The 21,721-nt window shown below is 36.5% G+C and carries 21 protein-coding genes and 1 pseudogene; 6 read left to right on the top strand and 16 right to left on the bottom strand.

All coding sequences use genetic code 11. From position 1 onward, the window contains the following. Window positions 1–49: 49 nt before the first annotated feature. From IW15_RS06235 to IW15_RS06225, 3 genes are all read right to left on the bottom strand, one after another. Window positions 50–925, bottom strand: a complete 876-nt coding sequence (locus tag IW15_RS06235; protein ID WP_228384312.1) for a tyrosine-protein phosphatase — start codon at window positions 923–925, stop codon at window positions 50–52. Between the two features lie 79 nt (window positions 926–1,004). After that, window positions 1,005–1,652: a thiamine diphosphokinase gene (locus IW15_RS06230; RefSeq protein WP_034710070.1), complete on the bottom strand. Its 648-nt coding sequence runs from the start codon at window positions 1,650–1,652 to the stop codon at window positions 1,005–1,007. Continuing rightward, window positions 1,642–2,211 carry a cob(I)yrinic acid a,c-diamide adenosyltransferase gene (locus IW15_RS06225; RefSeq protein ID WP_034710069.1) on the bottom strand — a complete coding sequence of 190 codons (570 nt, stop codon included), beginning with the start codon at window positions 2,209–2,211 and terminating at the stop codon, window positions 1,642–1,644. Before IW15_RS06225 ends, IW15_RS06230 begins: the two co-directional genes overlap by 11 nt. Before the next feature lie 291 nt (window positions 2,212–2,502). On the opposite strand from IW15_RS06225, the gene IW15_RS06220 reads away from it, so the two are divergent. After that, on the top strand, window positions 2,503–2,994 hold the full coding sequence (locus IW15_RS06220; protein WP_034710068.1) for a DinB family protein: 492 nt from the start codon (window positions 2,503–2,505) through the stop codon (window positions 2,992–2,994). Window positions 2,995–3,140: 146 nt separating this feature from the next. On the opposite strand, the gene IW15_RS06215 is transcribed toward IW15_RS06220, so the two are convergent. The 4 genes and pseudogenes from IW15_RS06215 to IW15_RS06200 all read right to left on the bottom strand — a co-directional run bounded on the left by IW15_RS06215 (window position 3,141) and on the right by IW15_RS06200 (window position 8,435). Beyond that, window positions 3,141–4,091 (bottom strand): helix-turn-helix transcriptional regulator, encoded by a 951-nt coding sequence (locus tag IW15_RS06215; RefSeq protein ID WP_034710067.1) that lies wholly within the window; start codon window positions 4,089–4,091, stop codon window positions 3,141–3,143. Then, complete coding sequence (locus tag IW15_RS06210) at window positions 4,091–5,818, bottom strand: ABC transporter ATP-binding protein (RefSeq protein WP_084681379.1); 1,728 nt, start codon at window positions 5,816–5,818, stop codon at window positions 4,091–4,093. The genes IW15_RS06215 and IW15_RS06210 overlap by 1 nt, the downstream gene beginning before the upstream one ends. A gap of 525 nt (window positions 5,819–6,343) precedes the next feature. After that, window positions 6,344–7,069 (bottom strand): annotated as a pseudogene (gene lptB, locus IW15_RS06205) (LPS export ABC transporter ATP-binding protein); the annotation flags it as partial. Window positions 7,070–7,190: 121 nt separating this feature from the next. Then, window positions 7,191–8,435, bottom strand: a complete 1,245-nt coding sequence (locus IW15_RS06200) for a hypothetical protein (protein WP_131368507.1) — start codon at window positions 8,433–8,435, stop codon at window positions 7,191–7,193. 551 nt (window positions 8,436–8,986) lie between these two features. On the opposite strand from IW15_RS06200, the gene IW15_RS06195 reads away from it, so the two are divergent. Together IW15_RS06195 and IW15_RS06190 are read left to right on the top strand one after the other, a co-directional pair. Continuing rightward, window positions 8,987–9,715, top strand: coding sequence for a hypothetical protein (locus tag IW15_RS06195; protein ID WP_034710065.1), 729 nt, complete (start codon window positions 8,987–8,989; stop codon window positions 9,713–9,715). 44 nt (window positions 9,716–9,759) lie between these two features. Further along, window positions 9,760–9,942 carry a bacteriocin gene (locus IW15_RS06190; RefSeq protein ID WP_034710064.1) on the top strand — a complete coding sequence of 61 codons (183 nt, stop codon included), beginning with the start codon at window positions 9,760–9,762 and terminating at the stop codon, window positions 9,940–9,942. Between the two features lie 54 nt (window positions 9,943–9,996). Here IW15_RS06190 and hemB read toward each other — a convergent pair whose 3' ends face one another. Beyond that, a complete protein-coding gene (gene hemB / locus IW15_RS06185) occupies window positions 9,997–10,986 on the bottom strand; it encodes a porphobilinogen synthase (RefSeq protein WP_034710063.1) in 990 nt (329 codons plus the stop codon). A 119-nt stretch (window positions 10,987–11,105) separates the two neighbouring features. On the opposite strand from hemB, the gene IW15_RS06180 reads away from it, so the two are divergent. The 3 genes from IW15_RS06180 to IW15_RS06170 all read left to right on the top strand — a co-directional run bounded on the left by IW15_RS06180 (window position 11,106) and on the right by IW15_RS06170 (window position 13,787). Next, window positions 11,106–11,456: a T9SS type A sorting domain-containing protein gene (locus IW15_RS06180; RefSeq protein WP_034710062.1), complete on the top strand. Its 351-nt coding sequence runs from the start codon at window positions 11,106–11,108 to the stop codon at window positions 11,454–11,456. Between the two features lie 103 nt (window positions 11,457–11,559). Next, window positions 11,560–12,471, top strand: coding sequence for an ABC transporter ATP-binding protein (locus tag IW15_RS06175; RefSeq protein WP_034710061.1), 912 nt, complete (start codon window positions 11,560–11,562; stop codon window positions 12,469–12,471). 5 nt (window positions 12,472–12,476) lie between these two features. Then, window positions 12,477–13,787, top strand: a complete 1,311-nt coding sequence (locus IW15_RS06170; RefSeq protein ID WP_034710060.1) for an ABC transporter permease — start codon at window positions 12,477–12,479, stop codon at window positions 13,785–13,787. Window positions 13,788–13,859: 72 nt separating this feature from the next. Here IW15_RS06170 and IW15_RS06165 read toward each other — a convergent pair whose 3' ends face one another. The 8 genes from IW15_RS06165 to IW15_RS06130 form a co-directional block, all read right to left on the bottom strand. Then, window positions 13,860–14,528: a porin family protein gene (locus IW15_RS06165; RefSeq protein WP_034710059.1), complete on the bottom strand. Its 669-nt coding sequence runs from the start codon at window positions 14,526–14,528 to the stop codon at window positions 13,860–13,862. 17 nt (window positions 14,529–14,545) lie between these two features. Next, on the bottom strand, window positions 14,546–15,418 hold the full coding sequence (gene sucD, locus IW15_RS06160; protein WP_034710058.1) for a succinate--CoA ligase subunit alpha: 873 nt from the start codon (window positions 15,416–15,418) through the stop codon (window positions 14,546–14,548). Window positions 15,419–15,508: 90 nt separating this feature from the next. After that, window positions 15,509–16,411 carry a UDP-3-O-(3-hydroxymyristoyl)glucosamine N-acyltransferase gene (locus IW15_RS06155; protein ID WP_034710057.1) on the bottom strand — a complete coding sequence of 301 codons (903 nt, stop codon included), beginning with the start codon at window positions 16,409–16,411 and terminating at the stop codon, window positions 15,509–15,511. 70 nt (window positions 16,412–16,481) lie between these two features. Further along, a complete protein-coding gene (gene efp / locus IW15_RS06150; protein ID WP_034710056.1) occupies window positions 16,482–17,045 on the bottom strand; it encodes an elongation factor P in 564 nt (187 codons plus the stop codon). A gap of 54 nt (window positions 17,046–17,099) precedes the next feature. Next, the gene (gene lpxA, locus IW15_RS06145; protein WP_034710055.1) at window positions 17,100–17,891 is read right to left on the bottom strand and encodes an acyl-ACP--UDP-N-acetylglucosamine O-acyltransferase; all 792 of its coding nucleotides are present in this window, start codon (window positions 17,889–17,891) and stop codon (window positions 17,100–17,102) included. Continuing rightward, window positions 17,892–19,289: a bifunctional UDP-3-O-[3-hydroxymyristoyl] N-acetylglucosamine deacetylase/3-hydroxyacyl-ACP dehydratase gene (locus IW15_RS06140; RefSeq protein ID WP_034710054.1), complete on the bottom strand. Its 1,398-nt coding sequence runs from the start codon at window positions 19,287–19,289 to the stop codon at window positions 17,892–17,894. Then, on the bottom strand, window positions 19,282–20,313 hold the full coding sequence (lpxD, locus tag IW15_RS06135; RefSeq protein WP_034710053.1) for a UDP-3-O-(3-hydroxymyristoyl)glucosamine N-acyltransferase: 1,032 nt from the start codon (window positions 20,311–20,313) through the stop codon (window positions 19,282–19,284). The genes IW15_RS06140 and lpxD overlap by 8 nt, the downstream gene beginning before the upstream one ends. A 71-nt stretch (window positions 20,314–20,384) precedes the next feature. Then, the gene (locus IW15_RS06130) at window positions 20,385–21,611 is read right to left on the bottom strand and encodes an HD domain-containing protein (protein WP_034710052.1); all 1,227 of its coding nucleotides are present in this window, start codon (window positions 21,609–21,611) and stop codon (window positions 20,385–20,387) included. Between the last annotated feature and the right edge of the window lie 110 nt (window positions 21,612–21,721).

Genomic DNA, 21,721 nt, shown 5'->3' with positions numbered 1-21,721 from the left:
TTTATTATAAATTTCTATTAGTAATACCGCAAAAAATTCAGTAAAATTATCAATAAGTGAACTTTTGAATATATTGTTGTCTTTTATTTTCAGAAATCCCCAATACCTGTTGAATATAAATATCCATTGAACCATATTTCTTATTAATTTCATCAAAAGCCGCATCTAAATAATCGCTTTCGATCCAGCTTAATTTTTCAAGAACTTTTATATCCATTTTAGGATATATGAAATGTAAATGATCAGCAAGGTTCAATCTTTTCTGAACGAGTTTTTTCCTGAGATTATTAGACAAGAGATAATCGTTGTAAATCGTTTCTTTATCAAACTTTAAAATGGTCAGAATTAAGGCTGTAATAATCCCCGTTCTATCTTTCCCGGCCGTACAGTGATACAGAACCGGATGATCGGATTCCAGAATTTCTGTAATAATTTTCTTTATTATTTCCGGATTTTCGGTGACATAATCTTTATAAAAATCCAGCATTCTTTTGTTGGCATCGGAACCATTTACTTTTCCTTTTAAAACTAATTTTTTAGCCTGTGACAACTGATCGCCCTGGTCTTCAAAAGCAGAATAGTTTTTATACACCATATTTTCAGGAAGATGATCAGGTTTATCAGCTATTTCTTTTTTATTTCTAAGATCGATAATCTCTTTAATTCCTAGTCTTTCAAGTTCCTTAAAAGAATTGTTTTTTAGTTGATGAAGATGCCCGCTTCGGTATAACTTCCCTTCTTTTAATGTTTTTCCTTCGGTATTTTTAATATTTCCTACCGTTCTAAAGTTGTTTACCTTTTTAATCGCAAACTGATTTTCTGTTTCGTTTTTGCCATATTCAGGCGCAGAAAACTGTTGTACTTTACATGAAAAAATACAGAATAATGAGAGGATGAGAAATGATATTTTAATTGGGTTTTTCAATAATTGAAAATTTACATGGGGTTTTAAATGGGTTAAGCCCATTGATTGAATATGTATTGTTTAATATTATAAGACCATTTTAATAGATCGCCGGATATTCTATTTCATTGATTCCTACAAAAAATAAAAGATCTCCTGATTCATATTCAATAGAAACCTCATCTTCAATCGCAAAATTGCGGGTTCCTATTCTTGAGGTAATGCTCAAATTTCCTTTGGTTAGAGGCCAGTTTAATCCTTTTGTAGTAATGTTTTCTACGGAAGGAAACGGATACAGAGAGATCATCCTTTTTTTTACGTTTTTCAATGTAAAATTATTCGGAACAAAATAATACTCTGAAAATTCATCATAAAATTTGATATTCAGCTGATCTTTAAATGTATAGGCAACGGTAAGATTTCCTAAAAAATGATCCTGTTCCCCTCCACTTGCTCCTAACACATCAATAGATTGAAAGCCTTTTTCCATGATGATTTCCAATGCTTTATGAAAATCTGTTTTATCCTGATCGAGGGTAAGAATAAATTTGTCCTCGTACACTTCTTCATCGGATCCCGAATGTGAATCAAAATCTCCTGAAATAAAATCGATCCGTTCTAAAGGAAAACCTAATTTTTTCAGGTAATGAAATGCGCCGTCTGTACAGGCAATCAATCCATAATGCTCCGGATTCGGAAGAGAAGCGGGAGGTTCTCCGTTGATGAAAAGTAATGCTTTATCTTTCATTCGGATTCCAGTATTCTTCCGGTTCGTTGTTGATTTTTGAAATGTATCTTGCCAACACAAAAAGATAGTCTGAAAGTCTGTTAAGATATTTAATCAGCTCAGGACGTACTTCTTCTGCCTCGTTTAAGAAAACCAATGAACGTTCTGCTCTTCTGCAGATGGTTCTTGCGGCATGTAAAAAAGTAGCAGGTTTTCCACCACCGGGAAGAATAAAATATTGAAGCGGTTCCAGTTTTTCATCAAAAGCATCCATCCACTGCTCAAGCTCTTCAATTTCAGTATCAGCAATAATCAATGGCAAACGTGATTTTCCGTTGGCCAGCATTAACTTATCTACCGGTGTCGCCGCTTCTGAACCTACCGTGAAAAGATCAAACTGAATTTTTTTCAACTGTCTCAAAACTTCGGTATCTTCTATATGGCTTTTTGCAATTCCGATGAATGAATTTAATTCATCAATATTTCCGTAGCTCTCTACCCTGGCGCTGGCTTTAGAAACCCTGGTACCGCCATACAAAGCAGTTTGCCCTTTATCTCCTGTTTTAGTATAAATTTTCATACTACTAAATTACTTTATTAAAATTATGCTCACAAATCTTAGCCTGAAATATTGTGAACTGGCCTGCAGCAATACATCCATAAAAAAATGACCGATTAAAACCGGTCATCCACAAATTATTTATCTACCTCTACATTTAATGTAAAACGATATTAACCTAAACGGCAAAGGCAACCTCTTTATTTGAAAATAAAAAAATATTTTTTCCATGTTCAAAAAACCTACTGACAAACTGTTGTCATTACCCTGTCTTACCTTTGTTTCAACAATAACAAACTAAACAAAACTATTATGACAACTACCACAACAGCAACAAAACAATTCATTACTTCTGAACAATTATTAGAGCACTGGCAAGGACACAGAAATCTGACCAGAAGAACAATCGAAATGTTTCCGGAAAAAGATTTATTTGAATTCTCCATCGGAGGCATGAGGCCTTTTGCAAAGCTGGCAGTGGAATTAATCGGAATCGGAGGACCTGCTTTGAAAGGAATTAATGAAAAAACGACAGAAGCATATCATGAAGATGCCTTTGTTCCTACAAATAAGGCAGAGCTATTAAAAAAGTGGGACGAAGAAACAGAAGTAATCAACCATTATTTCAATATGATTTCTGAGGAGCGTTTTCAGGAAACGTTCAATTTATTTGGACAGTATGAATTCCCGGTGTACCAGAATATTCTTTACTTTATTGATAATGAAATTCACCACAGAGGTCAGGGATTCGTTTATTTAAGAGCCTTAGGAATTGAACCCCCTTTTTTTTGGGAGAGATTTTAGGATCTTTAATGGCTTTATTAAAGTTAAAAATGCTGACACAGCATAAAATGCCGAATCCAATCATTTCACAATAAAAAACTTTCAGAGGATTGCTCTGAAAGTTTTGTTTTTATTTAACTGATCTATTTTTGAATGGTTAAAATATTTTATAATTTATTTGAAATACGGGTAATCAATTCTTTTAGGCTGATTTTTAAAGATTCCGGTTCTAAAACATCCGCATAATCTGCAAAGGTAATTAGCCAACGGGGAAATCCTTCTTTGATCCAATCGGTTTCAAAAGTGAGCTCAATTCCGTTTTCGGTTTCAATTTCTTCCGTTAATCCGTAATATTTTTTAGAATTAACGAGATGGCCAATGATTTTTTTATCGACCAAAAGTCTGACCTTTGTTTTATTTCCGCTGGGATTCTGCCTGTAATCATTGATCTGGCCATATTCCTGTAAAAAAGGGTGCTGGGTTTTAAAAATCCCCAGAATCCGGTCTACCCGAAACTGTCTGAAATCATTTCTCAACGTACAGAAAGCCATCACATACCAATAATTAAATTCAAAAAAAACACCCACTACTTCAATGGTTCTCGAAGATATTTTTTCCTCAACCGTTTTATATTCCACCTGCAGCTGTTTCTTTTCAGCAATACTTTCAAGGATGATGGGAATGATATTCCGGATATGATCTTCTGTTCTGGGATGATAATTAAAAACATCGATTTGCTTTTCAATATTCTGAATTAAATCTTTATCTGAATATTTTAATACTGATCTAACCTTTTCCATGGCTGTCTGGTAATGATTTCCCAAACTTTGATGTAAAAATTTCTGCATCAGTTTCTCGGCAGTGATAAAACTTAGCACTTCTTCTTTTGTAAACATCACAGGCGGAAGCTTATAACCATCCATCAGAGAATAGCCGTTTCCCGCTTCTCCTATAATGGGAATTCCAGCATTTTCCAGTGTTTTAACATCCCGGTAAATTGTGCGGATGCTTACCTCAAATTTTTCAGCGAGATCCTGTGCTCTTACCAAAGGTTTGGACTGCAACTGGGTAAGAATCGCTGTTACCCGGTCTATTTTTTTTAAATAATGGTCGTTCATTAGTCCTCCTTATACGTTTTTACCAAACGGTCTAAATTAAGACTTCTCGCCGAAGCATCAAAAATTTCACGGTAAGTTCCGTCTTTTCCATAGAGTTCATCATGGGTTCCGCTTTCTACTACCATCCCTTTTTTCATGACATAAATTTTATCTGAATCTAAAATTTGAGATAAAGAATGGGAAATAATCACAACAGTCCTTCCTTCTTTTATCGCATCCAGGGAATTTTTGATTTGCTCAGTAGCAATCGCATCAAGGCTGGCAGTAGGCTCATCCAGAAAAATAATAGGCGGATCTTTTAAAAACAATCTTGCAATGGCAATTCGTTGCTGCTGACCTCCTGAAAGCTGTGTGGCATCATGCTGATATTTTTCCGGAAGATCCAAGATCTGATCATGTAAGTAGGCTTTTTTAGCCGCTTCTTCAATTTCTTCAAAGCTGGCATTCATATTTCCGTATCGGATATTATCTTCTATACTTCCCTGGAAAATATGGTTTCTTTGAAGAACAAGCCCAAGGTCGCTTCTGAGAAAAGTATTTTCGAATTCATTTAAATTCACTCCATCCAGCAAGATTTCTCCGGAATCCGGCAGATAAAATTTACACAAAAGATTAATGATTGTTGATTTTCCGGCACCGCTTAATCCGACCAGGGCGGTAGTTTTTCCATTTTCAATCTTCATAGAAACACCATGCAATGCCTTTGTACCGTTGGGATACGTGAAATCTACATTTTTAAGTTCAAAAGTTCCTATAATTTTCTTTTCAACAAAGGTTCCGTTTTCTTCTACTTCCTGATCTGCATTCAAAATGTCAAAATATCCTTCAGCGTAAATCATGGCATCATTCATATCATCATAAATCCTGTGCAGCTGGCGTATCGGTGCTGAAACATTATTAAAAAGCATGATATGAAGCATAATCGCTCCAATCGTCATCTGCTGATCCAGTACCAGATAAACCGTTAAAAGAATAATTAGCACCACTCCAAACTGTTCTAAAAAAGTTTTCAACCCATCGTAGATAAAGTTGGTTTTTCTTGTGAACATTTGGCTTTCCATCAACTGCATCTGAAGATCATATTGTTTCTTTCCTTCAAATTTTTCCCGTACAAAACTTTTGATCACCATAATGGAATTGATCAGGTTTAAAAGACCTGAAGTTTTCTTCTCACGCTGATTCCTGAGCTGACGGCGGACTCCGCCCAATTTTTTTGCCTGCAGAGAACTTATATAAAAAAAGATCGGAACAATAATCGTAGAAACCATTCCCACATACACATTCTGCATGTACATGATGATTAAAGCAATAATTGCATTAGAGAAAAGGGGAAGTATGTCTATAAAAAAGTTCTGAACAAGTTTCGTTAAACTTTCAATTCCACGGTCTATTCGTATCTGTAATTTTCCTGACTCATGGTTTTCATCATTAAAATAGGCAACTCTGTAAGTTAATATTTTGTCAATCGCTGATTGTGCCAGCACAGAGCTTACGTTAATCCTTATTTTTTCACCATAAAATTTCTGTCCGAAATTGATAAAAATGTTAAGCAGTTCTTTTCCCAGTAAAATAATGGAAATAATAACCAGCACATGAATTCCTTCAGACATCGGATGCGGAAGCTGGGTGAGCTTGGTAACCTCATCTACGGTATATTTCAGAACAATTGGGTTGACCTGGGCGGCGAGAGCCCCCAAAAAAGTAAGAAACAGGGTTCCGTAGATCATTAAACGATACGGTTTTATGAAAGGAACCAGCTGTTTATAAATTCCAAATAAGGTGATGGTTCTGTTAAAGGGTTTTGCCATAAAAGAATGATTAAAAATAAAAAACGTACTGTTTCCGGAAAGAAAAGGTACGTTTTATTATAATTTTCAGCAAATAAATTGCTTCACTTTTTTTACATCAGGTCTAGATTAACCTTCATAAAAATACGTCGTAACATAGTGCAGTTCAGACTTTCCTGCTGCTTTAGATTCAGCTTCTGCCTGCTCCAGTGAATATTGTGACGTAATTTCTTTTTTCTGAAACACAAATGAATTGTTGGCATTCTTATCAACTACTTCGTTGAAGATATGTTCAATCTCAGAATTTGCTAATGATGCAAAACTCATATCCTCAAACCCGTACATCAATCTCAGATCATCATACTGCGAAAAGTTTTCATCTACAAATCCCTGAAGCTGAGATTTTGAATCAAAATTTCCTGCCCAGATATTATAAGCATACTTTTTACTTTTCGGCTTGTCTAAGATACTCTGATATACGAAATTCTCCCCAAGATAAGCTTCCCTTACCTGTGGATCATTGGCAAGATCTTCCGGCAATCCTTCTTTCAGTATTTTCCCTTCAAACATGATATACGTTTTGTTTGTAATCGCCAGGGTCTGCTGTACGTTGTGGTCGGTAATAAGAATTCCGATATTTTTATCTACCAAGCTTCGTACAATTTTCTGAATATCTTCTACGGCAATGGGGTCAACTCCCGCAAAAGGTTCATCTAACAGAATGAAGTTCGGACTGGTTGCTAAACAACGTGCAATCTCCGTTCTTCTCCTTTCTCCTCCCGAAAGAAGATCTCCTCTGTTTTTGCGGACATGCTGTAATGAAAATTCTTCGATCAGCTCATCACATTTGATCTGCTGTTCGCGCTTTGACAATTTGGTAAGCTGCAATACCCCCATGATATTTTCTTCTACAGACAGTTTCCTGAAAATAGAAGCTTCCTGAGCCAGATATCCGATACCTTTTTGAGCTCTTCGGTACATTGCATCCGTTGTAATTTCCTGTTTGTCCAGGAAAATTTTTCCAGAAGTCGGCTTAACCAGTCCTACAATCATATAGAACGATGTGGTTTTTCCTGCTCCGTTCGGACCGAGCAGACCTACAATTTCTCCCTGCTGAACCTGTACAGAAACGCCTTTTACAACTTTTTTAGGACCGTATTCTTTGATTAAGTTTTCTCCTCGTAAAATCATAGCAGCAAAGATAAAGTTTTTTTGAATTCAAACTTTATATTAAAACAGAGTTCACCAGACATTCTCAATGTACAGCATGTATAATATATCTATTTAAACGAAAAAAGAAAATCCATTATTTTTAATTAGCTCTACCTATAACTATCCAATTGGACCCATCGCTTTGTAAAGTAATCCCCCGGTTTCCGACAGTATCATTAAGTGTCCAATTAGAAGAGACATTTCCTAGAAAAGAAATACTTCCGGAAATAAGTATATTGGAATTAATACCCATATACATTTTATAAATTTTTCCTTTGTTCAATGATGTGGCACCCGGCAAATTAATAGGACCCGTTGCAATAACGGTATCATCTGTATCTTGTACTGTTCCCGAAAAAGTTCTGATATTAACGGCTACAGAACCAATATTAGCCCAGGATAATTGAGCATTAATTCCATTTCCTGCAGTTCCTCCATTCGTTACCAAAATCTGATTTGCTTTCCCCCCTGTCTTAGGAAAAATATAGCTTCCTTCCGTAGGAGTCGCCGTTTTCCCAAACTCAAACTGAACACCATCTAGTTCGCGAACGTGAACAGCAGATTGATTATCCTGATTTGATTTTTGACTTATTAAAGAAACCTGATTTTCATATATCTGCATAACAGAAGATTGGTCGGTAAATCCAGAACCACCAGCCTGAATATCTACAATACCCGGTGTAACCTGTAAGGCTCCTATATTGGTCGGTGACTGTGCGACCTGGTGGATAGAATTCTGTTGGATTTGGATCATTCCAATATCTGTTGGATTGGTTATATTATCCGCATTGTATAAAATACTAACTCCCGATCCCATAAAATTTGTTTCAATACCAATGGCGCGGCCCCCTATATTCGCTTCTGTTTTGAAATCACCAACGACTTCTAATTGTTTGGTGGGTACAAAGGTTTCGTCGATACCGATAGCAACTTTACCTTTTTGATAAATGTCTTCGATATTTTCATAAGCTGGGTTTACGGTGCCTTGTATTCTCCAGGGTTCCATATTTTTCGGATCTGGAAAATTTTGTTTCACCCATTTTAAAATCAAGGCATCGAAATAATAGTACCCATTACTTGTAACATTGGCAGTCTGATCGGTAGCAAGCGGATTATCTGCAGCAGCCGTCACATAAACCAATGCTCCGTTCTGATCGGCGGTGTACGTTTTTAATTTTAATTGATTTCCGGTAATTCTTGGAGCGATAATACCATCAAAACGATTGGCATCTGATGGTGAACCGGTAACGTCTAATGTAGCTTTTGGTTCAGCGGTATTGATACCTGTTTGAGCGGATAAAACCGCAGTCAATAGTACTAGACTAATTGAATAAATTTTTCTCATGTTGTGTTGTTTTTTTAATTTATAATACTTGACTCAGCCAAGCATTACTACCTACATCAGAAGGAATACTAAGTTTTCCTCTGAATCTAATTTTTAGTGTGCCTCTTTTATGGTTACAAAAGTATATTCTGTGGTGTTTTTAGTAGAAAATCCTAAATAACCATTACATAAAGCCTCACTTATATCGTTAATAATTTTGGCTCAAAAGTAATTATTTTTTGCTAATTATATATTTTATTCAAAATATTATTGTAATTAAATTTTAATTATCATGATTTTTGTTATTATTACTCAATACAGAAACTGATTAATAGCCTTAAGTTTTGTGGTTTTTTACTTCTTTATCCAAGTCAATATATTTTTCGCTTTTTTAAAGTTTAATCATCAATACATTTTTTTTTTTGACTTATCAAAACAATAAATACACTACAAAAAATTAAATAGCGGTCTATATGGAAGAAGGCTTAACTGCAAAATAAGTTTGTATTAAGATCTACTGCATTTCTATTTTATTTCTATAATTTTATGACACGAACTAAGAACCATGCATTATGGAAAATAATCAAGACCTGACCGATCTTCTTGCTTTAGATCTGGGCATTAATATTACCAACCGCAGACCCTACGCCAAAGAAGTATTCAAATGGCAGGATATGGAATTACTTCCCCACTCTTCCGCCGACACTCTGTTGTGTGAAATTTTTGAATGGAACGGAAGAAACTGGAGAACGACAGAAAACAACCTGATTGGATTTTTATTTTCCGGTGAAAATCTGGCTATCGTTAAAAACCAGCTAATCAAGACCCCAAAACATCAGGCGCTAATTCCTGATTTTGAATTTACCAAAGACAATATGATCGAATATGGTCTTTCCCTACCTTCTTTATTCAATATTGGGGTTAACGGAAATATTAAAAGTGCCAAAAACTTTTCGGTACGGGTGAATGGCGTTACCAAAGCCAGAATTACGAATATTGACTCTCCGGGAATTGAAATTTTAAAAAATTATTCTGCCTTTACCCAAAATGAATCCAAATCGTACAGAAAAAACATTAAGTTCAATTATCTGAGTACTTCGTTATTTTATGCAGAAAGCGTTGAAATATTCCTGGAAAAAGAATCCGGAGTAAAACTTGACGTAAGTTTTCAAACAAAGGATGTAGAAGTTGATGCTAAAATTGATACGGGCACAACGCAGCATTTTGTATTAAAATATTCCGGAAACCAGGCTCCTTTTGCAGCAAAATTTACGAAGGGGAAAGATTTCAACATTATGTGACATATTTTAACTATCTTAGAGATCTTAACCTAATCAACTTTACTATGAAAAAATTAACAAAAAAAGATCTAAAGCAGATTAATGGTGGAAACATTAGACAGCCTGACGCAAACGGTCACTGCGAGTCGGGATGGTTCTTATGTCCTTCCAATATTTGTGTATATGATAATAGTGGCAAGGATCCTATTGTTCCAGGAAAGCCACATTATAATGCCTGTTTTGGATAAAAAATAGAAAAACACCTCAATTTGAGGTGTTTTTTCTTATATCATTGCTTATAATTATTTATTTAAAAGTATTGCTGCTTCTTTAGCGAAATAGGTAAAGATCAGGTCTGCACCAGCTCTTTTGAAGCACGTTAAGCTTTCAATAATTGTTTTGTCGTTATCCAGCCAGCCGTTTTGGGCAGCTGCTTTCACCATGGCATATTCTCCGCTTACGTTATACACTGCAATAGGAAGATCAATCACTTCACGCACCTTGGAAACAATATCCAGGTATGGAAGTCCCGGTTTGATCATGATAATGTCTGCTCCTTCTTCGATATCTTTAAATACTTCATTCAACGCTTCACGGGAATTGTGGAAATCCATCTGATAGGTTTTTTTATCTTTTGGAATTTCCATCTCATCTTTTGGAGCACTGTCTAAAGCACTTCTGAAAGGCCCATAGAAAGAACTTGCATATTTTGCTGAGTAACTTAAAATTCCCACATCAGTAAATCCGCTGTCTTCCAACGCTTCACGGATCGCCAGGACTCTGCCATCCATCATGTCACTGGGTGCCACAATGTCAGCTCCTGCCTCGGCATGGGATACGGACATTCTTGCCAGAGCATCGTTGGTAGCATCATTCAGGATTTTTCCATTTTCGATGATTCCGTCGTGTCCGTAGATGGAATAAGGATCCAGGGCAACATCCGGCATGATGATCATTCCCGGAACGGCATCTTTTATCGCTTTGATGGTAGTTTGCATCAATCCGTCTTTGTTCCAGGCTTCTTTACCGGTATTGTCTTTCAGATGGTCTGACACTTTCATGTAGAGGTTGACAGATTTTACTCCTAACGAAAATAATTCTTTACACTCTTTCACCGTCAGATCTATGCTCCGCCTGAATATTCCAGGCATCGATGGGATCGCTTCCTGTTTGTTTTCGCCCTCCATTACAAAGATTGGCATTACAAAATCATCAGTTGTAAGAATATTTTCTCTTACCAAACTTCTGATAGATTCATTAACTCTAAGTCTTCTATTTCTTGAATGTATCATTTTTGGAATACTTTTTGAATAAGTTTCTACAAATTTACTATAAGTTCTATAAAAAACTATTGCAGGAGATTATAGAATTATTTAATTTTGTTAGAATAGATTTAAGAAATTATAATTTGATGAAAAAACTTTTACTTTTATTTTTATTTTTAGGCACTTTTGTTGGATTTTCCAACAATTTTAAAGCTCAGCTTAGAGAGCCTGGTTCCATCTCACAGAAATCTGATGATGGTGTGCTGGTTGCCTATCCAAATCCCGCAAAGGATTTCCTTATTATTAAGGCAAAAGATTCTGCATTAAGAATCAAGAGTGTGACTTTTTATTCTATTTTAGGAACCCAAGTCGCCAATTATGCTGTCAACATGAACTCCGGAGAAATTAATATTGAAAGATTAAAACCCGGAAAATATTTGATCCGCTATATTCTAAGCGACAATACGCAAAAGGTTACTCAAATAGTAAAACAATAATTTAAATCCTGATAATCATCAGGATTTTTTCTTTTACAGCACTTCTATTTCAATTATTCCGTAACTTTCAGGACTTTTTTATACTCATTATAAAAACAATTTAATGCTAAGAGCCGAACATATTACGAAGACCTATAATGCAGGAAAAAAGACCGCATTGGATGATTTCAGCATCCACGTCCCACCCGCAAGCATTTATGGTCTTTTAGGCCCCAACGGAGCCGGAAAAACTTCATTCATCCGTATCATCAATCAGATTACACAGGCTGATTCCGGAGATGTATTCATCAATGGAGAAAAGCTTAACGCCAGCCACATCCGCGACATCGGTTATATGCCGGAAGAAAGAGGGTTATATAAAAACATGACCGTGGGCGATCAGATCCTTTATTTCGGAGAATTAAAGGGAATGACTAAAAACGATGCGCTGAATGAAGCTAAAAAATGGTTTGAAAAACTGAATATCGACCAATGGTGGAAGAAAAAACTCTCTGAACTTTCAAAAGGGATGGCTCAGAAAATCCAGTTTGTAGTAACTGTTCTTCACCGACCGCATCTTTTGATATTAGATGAGCCTTTTTCAGGTTTTGACCCTGTGAATGCTAATCTTATCAAAGATCAGATCATCGATCTTAAAAATAACGGCACTACGATTATCCTTTCTACCCATAGAATGGAAAGTGTTGAGGAAATGTGTGATTATGTAGCGCTAATCAACAATTCTAAAAAAATCATCGACGGAAAGGTTTTTGATGTGAGAGAAAAATTCAAGAAAAATATTTTCGGAGTAACGCTTTCTGAAGTGGATGATGCCCAGTTTGAACATTTTAAAACCAAGTATGAGATTTTTAATTCTTCTCATGAAAATGAACTGGTTTCTTTTGACTTAAAAAATAACAGTGATCAGAACAGCATCATTCTGGATCTTGTGAATGTTGGAAAAGTAAGATCATTTGACGAAAAAATTCCCAGCATGAATGAAGTGTTTATTAATGCCGTAAGTAATCATCCTTAATTTTTATGAATAATATTTTTTTAATTACAAAAAGGGAATTTCTTACACAGGTTAAGAAAAAATCCTTCATTATATTGACGCTTTTGGCTCCTGTGATGATTATCGCATTCGGAGCTGTGGTAGGATTAATGTTCAAAGCGAATGAATCACACAGCATTATTGAAGTGGTTGATAAAAGCGGACTTTTCAAAGACCAGTTAAAATCCAATGACAAACTTAATTATGTCTTTGTTTCTGCAGCTGATGAAAAATCCAAGATCAATAATTTAAAAGGCAACGAATCATTGGATGGTATTTTGATTTTACCGGAATTAAAGAGTCAAAATTTTGATGAGCTGGAACACAGCACAAGATTGGTCGTTAATAATAAGATCGGCTTTGATACCAAGCAGAGAATCGTTTCAGATATTATCAACGTCATCAAAAAAGAAAAAATCAAGCAACTTGGAATCCAGCAAGCCCAAATTAATGATCTTGATAAAAATTTCACGCTAAAAACCATTAATGTATCGGATAATAATAAAGAGGATTCGGATCTTTCTTTCGGTGTTAAAACCGGTTTAAGCATGGTGTTGATGTACGTCACCTTTATGTTTATTATCATTTATGGGGTAAGAGTGATGAGAAGTGTTCTGGAGGAGAAAAACAACCGTGTGGTTGAAATTATTATTTCTTCTGTAAAGCCGTTTGAGCTGATGATGGGAAAAATTTTAGGGGTAACGCTGGTTGCTCTGACACAATTCACGATCTGGATCACCATGTCGGTTATTGGAGCATTGGTTCTTAATACGGGCTTTTCGCCTTTCCAGAAAAATATTCCGGGAGGCAATGAAGAATTGGTGAGCAAACTTGATATTGGCCAGATTGCAACTCAGGTTTCGCACAGTTTACTGGAACTGAATTTCCCGCTGATTATTTTTGTCTTTATCGTCTTTTTCCTGTTAGGATATATCTTTTACAGCTCAATATATGCTGCAATTGGTTCTGCAGTAGATAATGAGACAGAAACGCAGCAGTTTACTTTATTTGCTATTTTACCGCTGACGTTGGGAATGTATGGAAGTTTTTCTTTAATGAACAATCCTGATGGTCCTCTGGGCTTCTGGCTGTCTATTATTCCCTTTACCTCGCCAGTTGCGATGATTGCAAGGATTCCTTTTGGCGTTCCGGCCTGGCAGATTGCACTTTCTATTTCGTTATTGCTGATTACCACTGTTTTCATGATATTCCTGGCAGGAAAAATATACAGGGTAGGCATCTTAATGTATGGAAATAAGGCTACTTTAAAAGAGCTCTGGAAATGGATTAGAGGATAAGATACATCTATATAAAAATAAAAATCCCGGGAATTTCTTCCTGGGATTTTTTATGTTTCTGAAAACAGAATTTTATTTAAAGATGTAGCTTAGGGTTACACTAATAACCTGTTCAGATTTGGATTTTGTAGTACCTTTAGGTTCGTTATCAAGCCCTGGATATGTATTGGAAAGACCAAGATCATATTTCAGCGCTAATTCCAGCTGTCTTTTGTAGCTGTACCCAACTCCCAATCCTATCCCGAAATTGAAACTGGCAGCTTTTCCAGTTACTCCAGGATATAATGGATTAGTAACATCCGGGTCATAATATTCTCTTCCTACTGGTGAGTTTTTAACATTTTGGCTTACCAAAAAGTTAAATCTAGGACCTACCAATCCAAAAAACTCTGATTCAGCTTCTGAAAAATAGCCTTTAAAATAAATCGGCACGCTCAGATAGTTATTAGCATATACTGCATCATATCCACTTCTTCCTTTAGCATCTTTATCTTTTCCTGTTTCTCCTGCTCCGTAATAGGTAACTTCGGGCTGAATGAAAAACTGGTTAGATTTCCCTACAGGGATTAAGGCTAAAGCACCTCCCTGAAAAGCAAATCTTGCTCCTGAAGGATTGTGGGCATTTCTTACTCGGGAATAGTTTCCTCCCGCAGTGACACCAAATCTCGTACTTGAAAAATCAATCTGGGCGAAAGATAAAGTAGAGAATGCCAATGCTGAGGCTAATAAAAGTTTTTTCATATTGTTTTGTTTTTTAATTATGCTAAAATTTTCGCAACAGTTGCTCCGATATCAGCAGGAGAATCTACTACGTTGATTCCGTTTTCTCTCATGATCTGCATTTTTGCCTGAGCAGTATCTTCATCACCTCCTACGATAGCACCAGCGTGTCCCATTGTTCTTCCTTTAGGAGCAGTTTGTCCTGCGATAAATCCTACTACTGGTTTTGTAGATCCGCTAGCTTTGTACCATCTTGCTGCTTCAGCTTCCAGTCCGCCACCAATTTCACCGATCATTACCACCGCTTCAGTTTCAGGATCGTTGATGAATAATTCCAAAGCTTCTCTTGTTGTTGTTCCGATGATTGGGTCACCACCGATACCGATTGCTGTAGAAACACCGAAACCAGCTTTTACCACCTGGTCTGCAGCTTCATAAGTTAAAGTTCCTGATTTAGAAACAATACCTACTTTTCCTTTTTTGAAAACGAAACCTGGCATAATACCAATTTTAGCTTCTTCAGAAGTAATAATTCCCGGACAGTTTGGACCGATTAATCTGCAGTCTCTGTCAGCGATATAAGATTTTACTTTTACCATATCTGCTACAGGAATACCTTCAGTAATACATACGATTACTTTGATCCCTGCTTCTGCAGCTTCCATAATAGCATCTGCAGCAAATGCAGGTGGTACGAAAATGATACTTACGTTAGCTCCAGCTTTTTCAACAGCATCAGCTACCGTGTTGAATACAGGTTTTCCTAAGTGCTCGCTACCTCCTTTTCCTGGAGTAACACCACCTACGACATTGGTTCCGTATTCAATCATCTGGCCTGCATGGAAAGTACCTTCGTTCCCTGTAAATCCTTGTACAATTACTTTAGAATCTTTGTTTACTAAAATTGACATTTTATTGTTGTTTTAATTTATTTATACTTTTATTAATGCTCACAAATTTACTTAATTTTCTTTGATTTTGGATAAAAGCTTCCAATTTGTTTATTTGAGATTTCTCAGCTTTACTTCTTTTTTCAGATAGGTTTTAAAATCTTCGGCAAACATCCCGATATAGGTTCCTTTTTCAAGGTCTCTATTGACTCCTGTTTTTCCAAGAATCACAGATCCGCTTTCAATGGTATTGCCTGATGCAACGCCTACCTGTCCCCATAATGTAACCTCATCACCAATGATACAGCAGCCCGCGATTCCTACCTGAGAAGCAATAAGGCATTTTTTTCCAATAACGGTGTCATGCCCTACCTGTATCTGGTTGTCTAATACAGAACCTTCCCCGATAACGGTAGAATCTGTCACTCCTCTGTCGATGGTACAGTTGTTTCCGATCTCAACATTGTTTTCAACAATAACATTTCCTACAGAAATCAGCCTGTCGAAATTTCCGTTCAGTTTTCTGTAGTAGAAAGCATCTCCGCCTAATATGGTTCCGGACTGAATGATGACATTATCTCCAATAACCGTTCTGTCTCCAATGACTACATTAGGGAAAATAAGGGTATTTTTTCCGATCCTAACATTATTACCGATCACTGCGGAAGAGTGGATTTTAGTACCTTCTCCAACTTCTACATCATGCAGTTCTTCGGTGAAATTATATATTCTCGTAAAGTGGGTATTGATTGTATTAAAGTCTCTGAAAGGGTCATCAGAAACCAAAAGGGCTTTACCTTCCGGGCATTCCACCTCTTTATCGATCAGGATGATCGTAGCGGCAGAATTAAGGGCTTTATCATAGTATTTGGGATGGTTAACAAAAACGATATCTCCTGGCTGTACCATGTGAATCTCATTAGTTCCCAATATTTCAAAGTCTTCAGGACCAATAAATTTTGCATTGATGAGTGATGCAATGGTCTTAAGTTTTTGTGGAGAATGAAATTTCATAACAATTAATTTTCTTATAAAACAAAATTCGGAATGCTAGTGCAAACCGAATTTTTATAAACTTTATTGATTATTTTACTCTTTCTAAGTAAGAACCGTCTTCTGTACTCACTTTGATTCTGTCTCCCGGTTCAATGAACAAAGGAACCATTACTCTTGCTCCTGTTTCAACGATAGCGTTTTTCAGGGCATTGGTTGCTGTATTTCCTTTTACACCCGGATCAGCTTCAATAACATCTAAGAAAACTGACTGAGGAAGTTCTGCAGAAAGCGGCGTTTCGTCTGCCTCTTTCAGAATGATCGTTACTTCTTCACCAGCTTTCATAAACTGAGAGTTTTCGATCATTTCTTTATCAAGATAAAGCTGAGAAAAATCGTCATTGTTCATGAAGTGGAATCCATTCTCATCATCGTAAAGATATTGGAATTTTCTTGTAATTACTTTTACTTCTTCAATTTTGTGCCCTGCAGAAAATGTATTATCAAGAACTTTTCCATTCGTTACTGATTTCATTTTTGTTCTTACGAAAGCAGGTCCTTTTCCAGGTTTTACGTGAAGAAATTCAATTACCTTGAAAATATCATTGCTGAATTCGATGCAAAGTCCTTTTCTTATATCGTTACTTGTTGCCATTAATTTATATATTATCTTTTGTTTTTTTAACTGATTTTTATAGTAAGGAAAATGTTAGCTTTCCTTACCTGTTCCGTATCCTTTTACAATACCTCTAGGAGAGTTCTGGATAAACTGAAGAATTTCATCTCTTTCAGCAGTTGGAAGCATTTCTTTCTCAATATGGGAAATCGCCTGTGAAACATTCATTTTCATTTGGAAAATAGCTCTGTAGATTTTTTGGATTTCGAAGATTCTTTCGTTGGTAAATCCTCTTCTTCTTAATCCTACAGAATTGATTCCTGCGTATGCCATCGGTTCTCTTGCCACTTTAACGTAAGGAGGAATATCTTTTCTTACCAATGTTCCTCCGGAAATCATCACGTGTTTTCCGATTTTCCCGAACTGATGCACAGCAGAAAGACCTCCCATTACGGTATAATCTCCAATTTCCACATGTCCCGCAATCCCGCATCCGTTTACGATGATAACGTGGTCACCAATAATACAGTCGTGGGCAATGTGAGAAGTTGCCATTATCAGGCAGTTTGCACCTATTTTAGTAAATCCCAGGGCTTTTGTTCCCCTGTTTACCGTTACACACTCTCTGATGGTCGTATCGTCGCCAATAATAACCTGAGTATCTTCCCCATCAAACTTTAAATCCTGCGGAATCGCAGAAATTACCGTTCCTGGAAAAATCCTGCAGTTTTTGCCAATTCTTGCCCCATCCATGATGGTTACATTGGGTCCAATCCACGTTCCTTCTCCAATTTCCACATCACCTGCAATTGTAGTAAATGGTTCTACAATAACATTTTTGCTGATTTTCGCACGTTTATCTACGGCTGCTAATTGATGAATCATTTAATCAACTTTATTTTTTGCAACTTGAGCCATCAGCTCTGCTTCTACCACTACGGTATCTCCTACATATCCATATCCCTGCATATGTACAATGCCTCTGCGGATTGGTTCAATCAATTCTATTTTGAAAATGATAGTATCTCCCGGCACTACCTTTTTCTTGAATTTTACTTTATCAATTTTAATGAAATAGGTAGAATAGTTTTCCGGATCCGGAACGCTTGCCAATACCAGGATTCCTCCGGTTTGTGCAAGTGCTTCAACCTGTAAAACTCCCGGCATTACCGGCTCTTTTGGAAAATGCCCAACAAAGAACGGTTCGTTCATGGTGACATTTTTCAATCCTACTACATGAGAATCTGAAAGTTCAAGGATTTTGTCTATCAATAAAAACGGTGGTCTATGCGGCATCAGCTTCATAATTCCGTTGATATCAAAAACAGGTTCTTTCGTTAAGTCAAAATCAGGAACATTTTTTTTCTTCTGCAATTTCCACTGGCGATTTAATTTTTTCGCGAACTGGGTATTAACAAAATGTCCAGGTTTATTAGCGATAACTTTTCCTTTTATTTTTACTCCTGCTAAAGCCAGATCACCGATTACATCAAGTAATTTGTGTCTTGCCGCTTCGTTAGGATAGTTCAGGTTAAGATTATCAAGAATACCATTTGGACGAATAGACACATTGTCTTTTCCAAATGCTTTTTTTAATTTTTCAGTCGTTTCCGGGGTAAGATCTTTGTCAACATATACGATCGCGTTGGAGATGTCCCCACCTTTGATCAGACCGTGATCTAAAAGCATTTCTAATTCGTGTAGAAAGCTGAAAGTTCTTGCCGATGAAATTTCTTCTTTAAATTCCGAAATATTTTTCAGCGTAGCATTTTGAGTCCCCAATACTTTGGTCCCAAAATCTACCATGGTTGTAATTTCGTAATTATCCGAAGGGATAATGGTTATTTCCGAACCCGTTGCTGGATCACTATAGCTAAGAACTTCTTTTACCACCAAATACTCTCTGGCAATACCTTGTTCTACAATTCCCACACTTTCGATAGCTTCTACAAAAAACTTTGAAGAACCATCTAAAATTGGGGGTTCCGAAGCATCCATTTCCAACATTGCGTTATCTATGTCACAACCCACTAAAGCTGCCAGAAGATGCTCACAAGTATTGATTTTTACGCCTAATTTTTCTAATGTAGTTCCTCTTTCTGTTGCTACCACATAGTTTACATCAGCTTCGACCTGAGGGTGCCCCTCTAAATCTGTTCTTACAAAGACGAAACCTGTATTCTCTTTAGCAGGTTTAATGGTCAGTTTTACTTCTTTACCAGTATGAAGGCCAATTCCAGAAAGTGTTACTTCTTGCTGGAGTGTTTTTTGCATATCACTCATTAGTATGATCTTTTGAGTTATCCTCAAGATTATTTATTCTTTTTACAATTTCAGTAAAATTCCTGAAATGAACATAATTTCTGCGGAAGTCAGAGGCTGTAATTGCCGGAGACCCGTATAATACCTCTTTATCTTCAATATTATTATTCACGCCGCTTTGTGCCTGAATTTTAACCTGATTTCCAATATTGATATGCCCAACGATTCCTACCTGTCCTCCAATCTGGTTCCAGTTTCCAATCGTTGTAGATCCTGCAATTCCCGCCTGCGCAGCAATCACATTATTCTGGCCTATTTTTACGTTATGTGCGATCTGGATCAGATTATCTATTTTAGTTCCTTTACCAATGATGGTAGATCCTATCGTAGCTCTGTCGATGCTGCAGTTTGATCCTATTTCCACATCATCTTCAATGATAACATTTCCCAGCTGAGGAATTTTCTTGAATCCGTCAGCTGTAGGCTGGAAACCAAAACCATCACCACCAACTACCGTATTGGAATGAATCACACAATTATCACCAATGATGCAATAATCATAAATTCTCGCTCCGCTGTCAATTTTGCAGTTCTTTCCGATTCTTACTCCTTTTCCTATATAAACGTGGGGGTAGATTTGAGTACCCTCTCCTATTTTCGCTTTTTCCGAAACATAAGTAAACGCTCCAATATACGTTTTCTCTCCAATAAGTGCGGTAGCATGTATAGAAGATCCGTCTTCTATTCCATCTTTTCTGCCCTGCATCTCCTGGTACAGATTCATCAGAATCTGAAAAGCAAGATAGGCATCTTTTACTGCAATAATGGTGGGGGTATAGTTATCTTTAACCAAAAGGTCCTCCGAAACAATAAGTACGGAGCACTTTGAGGTGTCCAAAAAGTGTAAAAATCGTTCTTGTGCTATAAATGACAGATGCCCGGATTCTCCATTCTCTATTGGTGAAACTCCAGTAATAAGTGCGGTTTCGTCACCTATTATTTTTCCGTCAATAAAACTTGCAATTTGCGAAGCTGTAAATTCCATATTCTGCAAAGATAAGAAATTCTATAATTCGCAAACATTTTTTAGTTTTGGATCGTGAATTTTAATATTATTTAAGAATTTATTTTAAAGATTTCTCTGGGGAAAGTTAAGATATACCGTACCGTTTTATTCACCATCAATCCGGATAAAAGCTGATCTTCAGACTCTTCCAATCGTATTTTTCTACCGTTTTTTTGCAGTAAATAAATAGGCTGTTTTTCTGTATCATATGGCAGAAGTTTTCTTTTGATCTCGTGTACCAATTCCACTCCGTTATCAATTCCAAAAAATTCATTCGTCTTCATTATTTTTTCTTCAATGAATTCTTTTTCAAACTGATGCGATGAAACAATTGTTTTGGGAAGGTTTCTCTGGATCACACATTTACACCAATAAGATAAAATAAAATCGTCAGAATTCTGCCATACTTTCATCGCCTGAATGACATCATTATCATCAAGCTGCGTAAATCTTTCTACGTCTTCATCCGTTGCCGCACTTTTTTCGCGGTATAAGAAATATTTCAGATTTTCCGTTGCCGGCAGATCGATTCCCTGCGACACTAAATATTTTGCTCTTTCTAAGATTTTAACCAGAATAAATTCTGCTAAAGCGGAGGTTTTATGGTAATATACCTGCCAGTACATGAACATTCTTGCTGCCAAAAAGTTCTCAATGGAATAAATTCCTTTTGCATCAATCACCAATTCTCCTTCGTCACAGACATTCATCATAGAGATAATTCTTTGGGTATTGATATTCCCTTCTGATACGCCGGTAAAAAAGCTGTCGCGGTTTAAATAATCCAAACGGTCCACATCCAGCTGAGAAGAAATAAGCTGGTTAAAAAATTTCCTGTGGTATTTGCCCCGGAACATTTCAATAGCCAATGACAGTTCGCCATTAAACTCATCATTCAGCCTGTTCATCAGCAAAAGCGATAAATTTTCATGATGCCAGTCGTCCATCAGCATACTTTCCAGTGCATGGGAAAAGGGTCCGTGGCCGATATCGTGCATTAAAATCGCCAGCATTGCTCCTTTTTCTTCTTCTTCAGAAATTTTAATTCCTTTTTGTCTTAAGGTTTCCAATGCAGTAAACATCAGGTGCATTGCTCCTAACGCATGATGAAATCTTGTATGGGTTGCCCCCGGAAAAATAAGGTTTAATAATCCGGTTTGAGAAATCCTTCTCAGTCTTTGAAAATAGGGGTGCTCGATGATATCGAATAAAATTTCGTGAGGAATTTTGATGAATCCGTGAACGGGATCGTTGATGATTTTAAGCTTATTCTGCATTGAAAGTTCCATATTAATACACAAATTTAGGGAAATTAATTTTTAGCATTATTTAATTTTTGTTCACAATTATCCTGTAATTAATAGAAAATAATAAAGTTTAAATGAAA

The organism is Chryseobacterium soli (genome assembly GCF_000737705.1).
GTDB lineage: Bacteria > Bacteroidota > Bacteroidia > Flavobacteriales > Weeksellaceae > Chryseobacterium > Chryseobacterium soli.
This window is presented reverse-complemented; position numbering and strand designations above follow the sequence as displayed.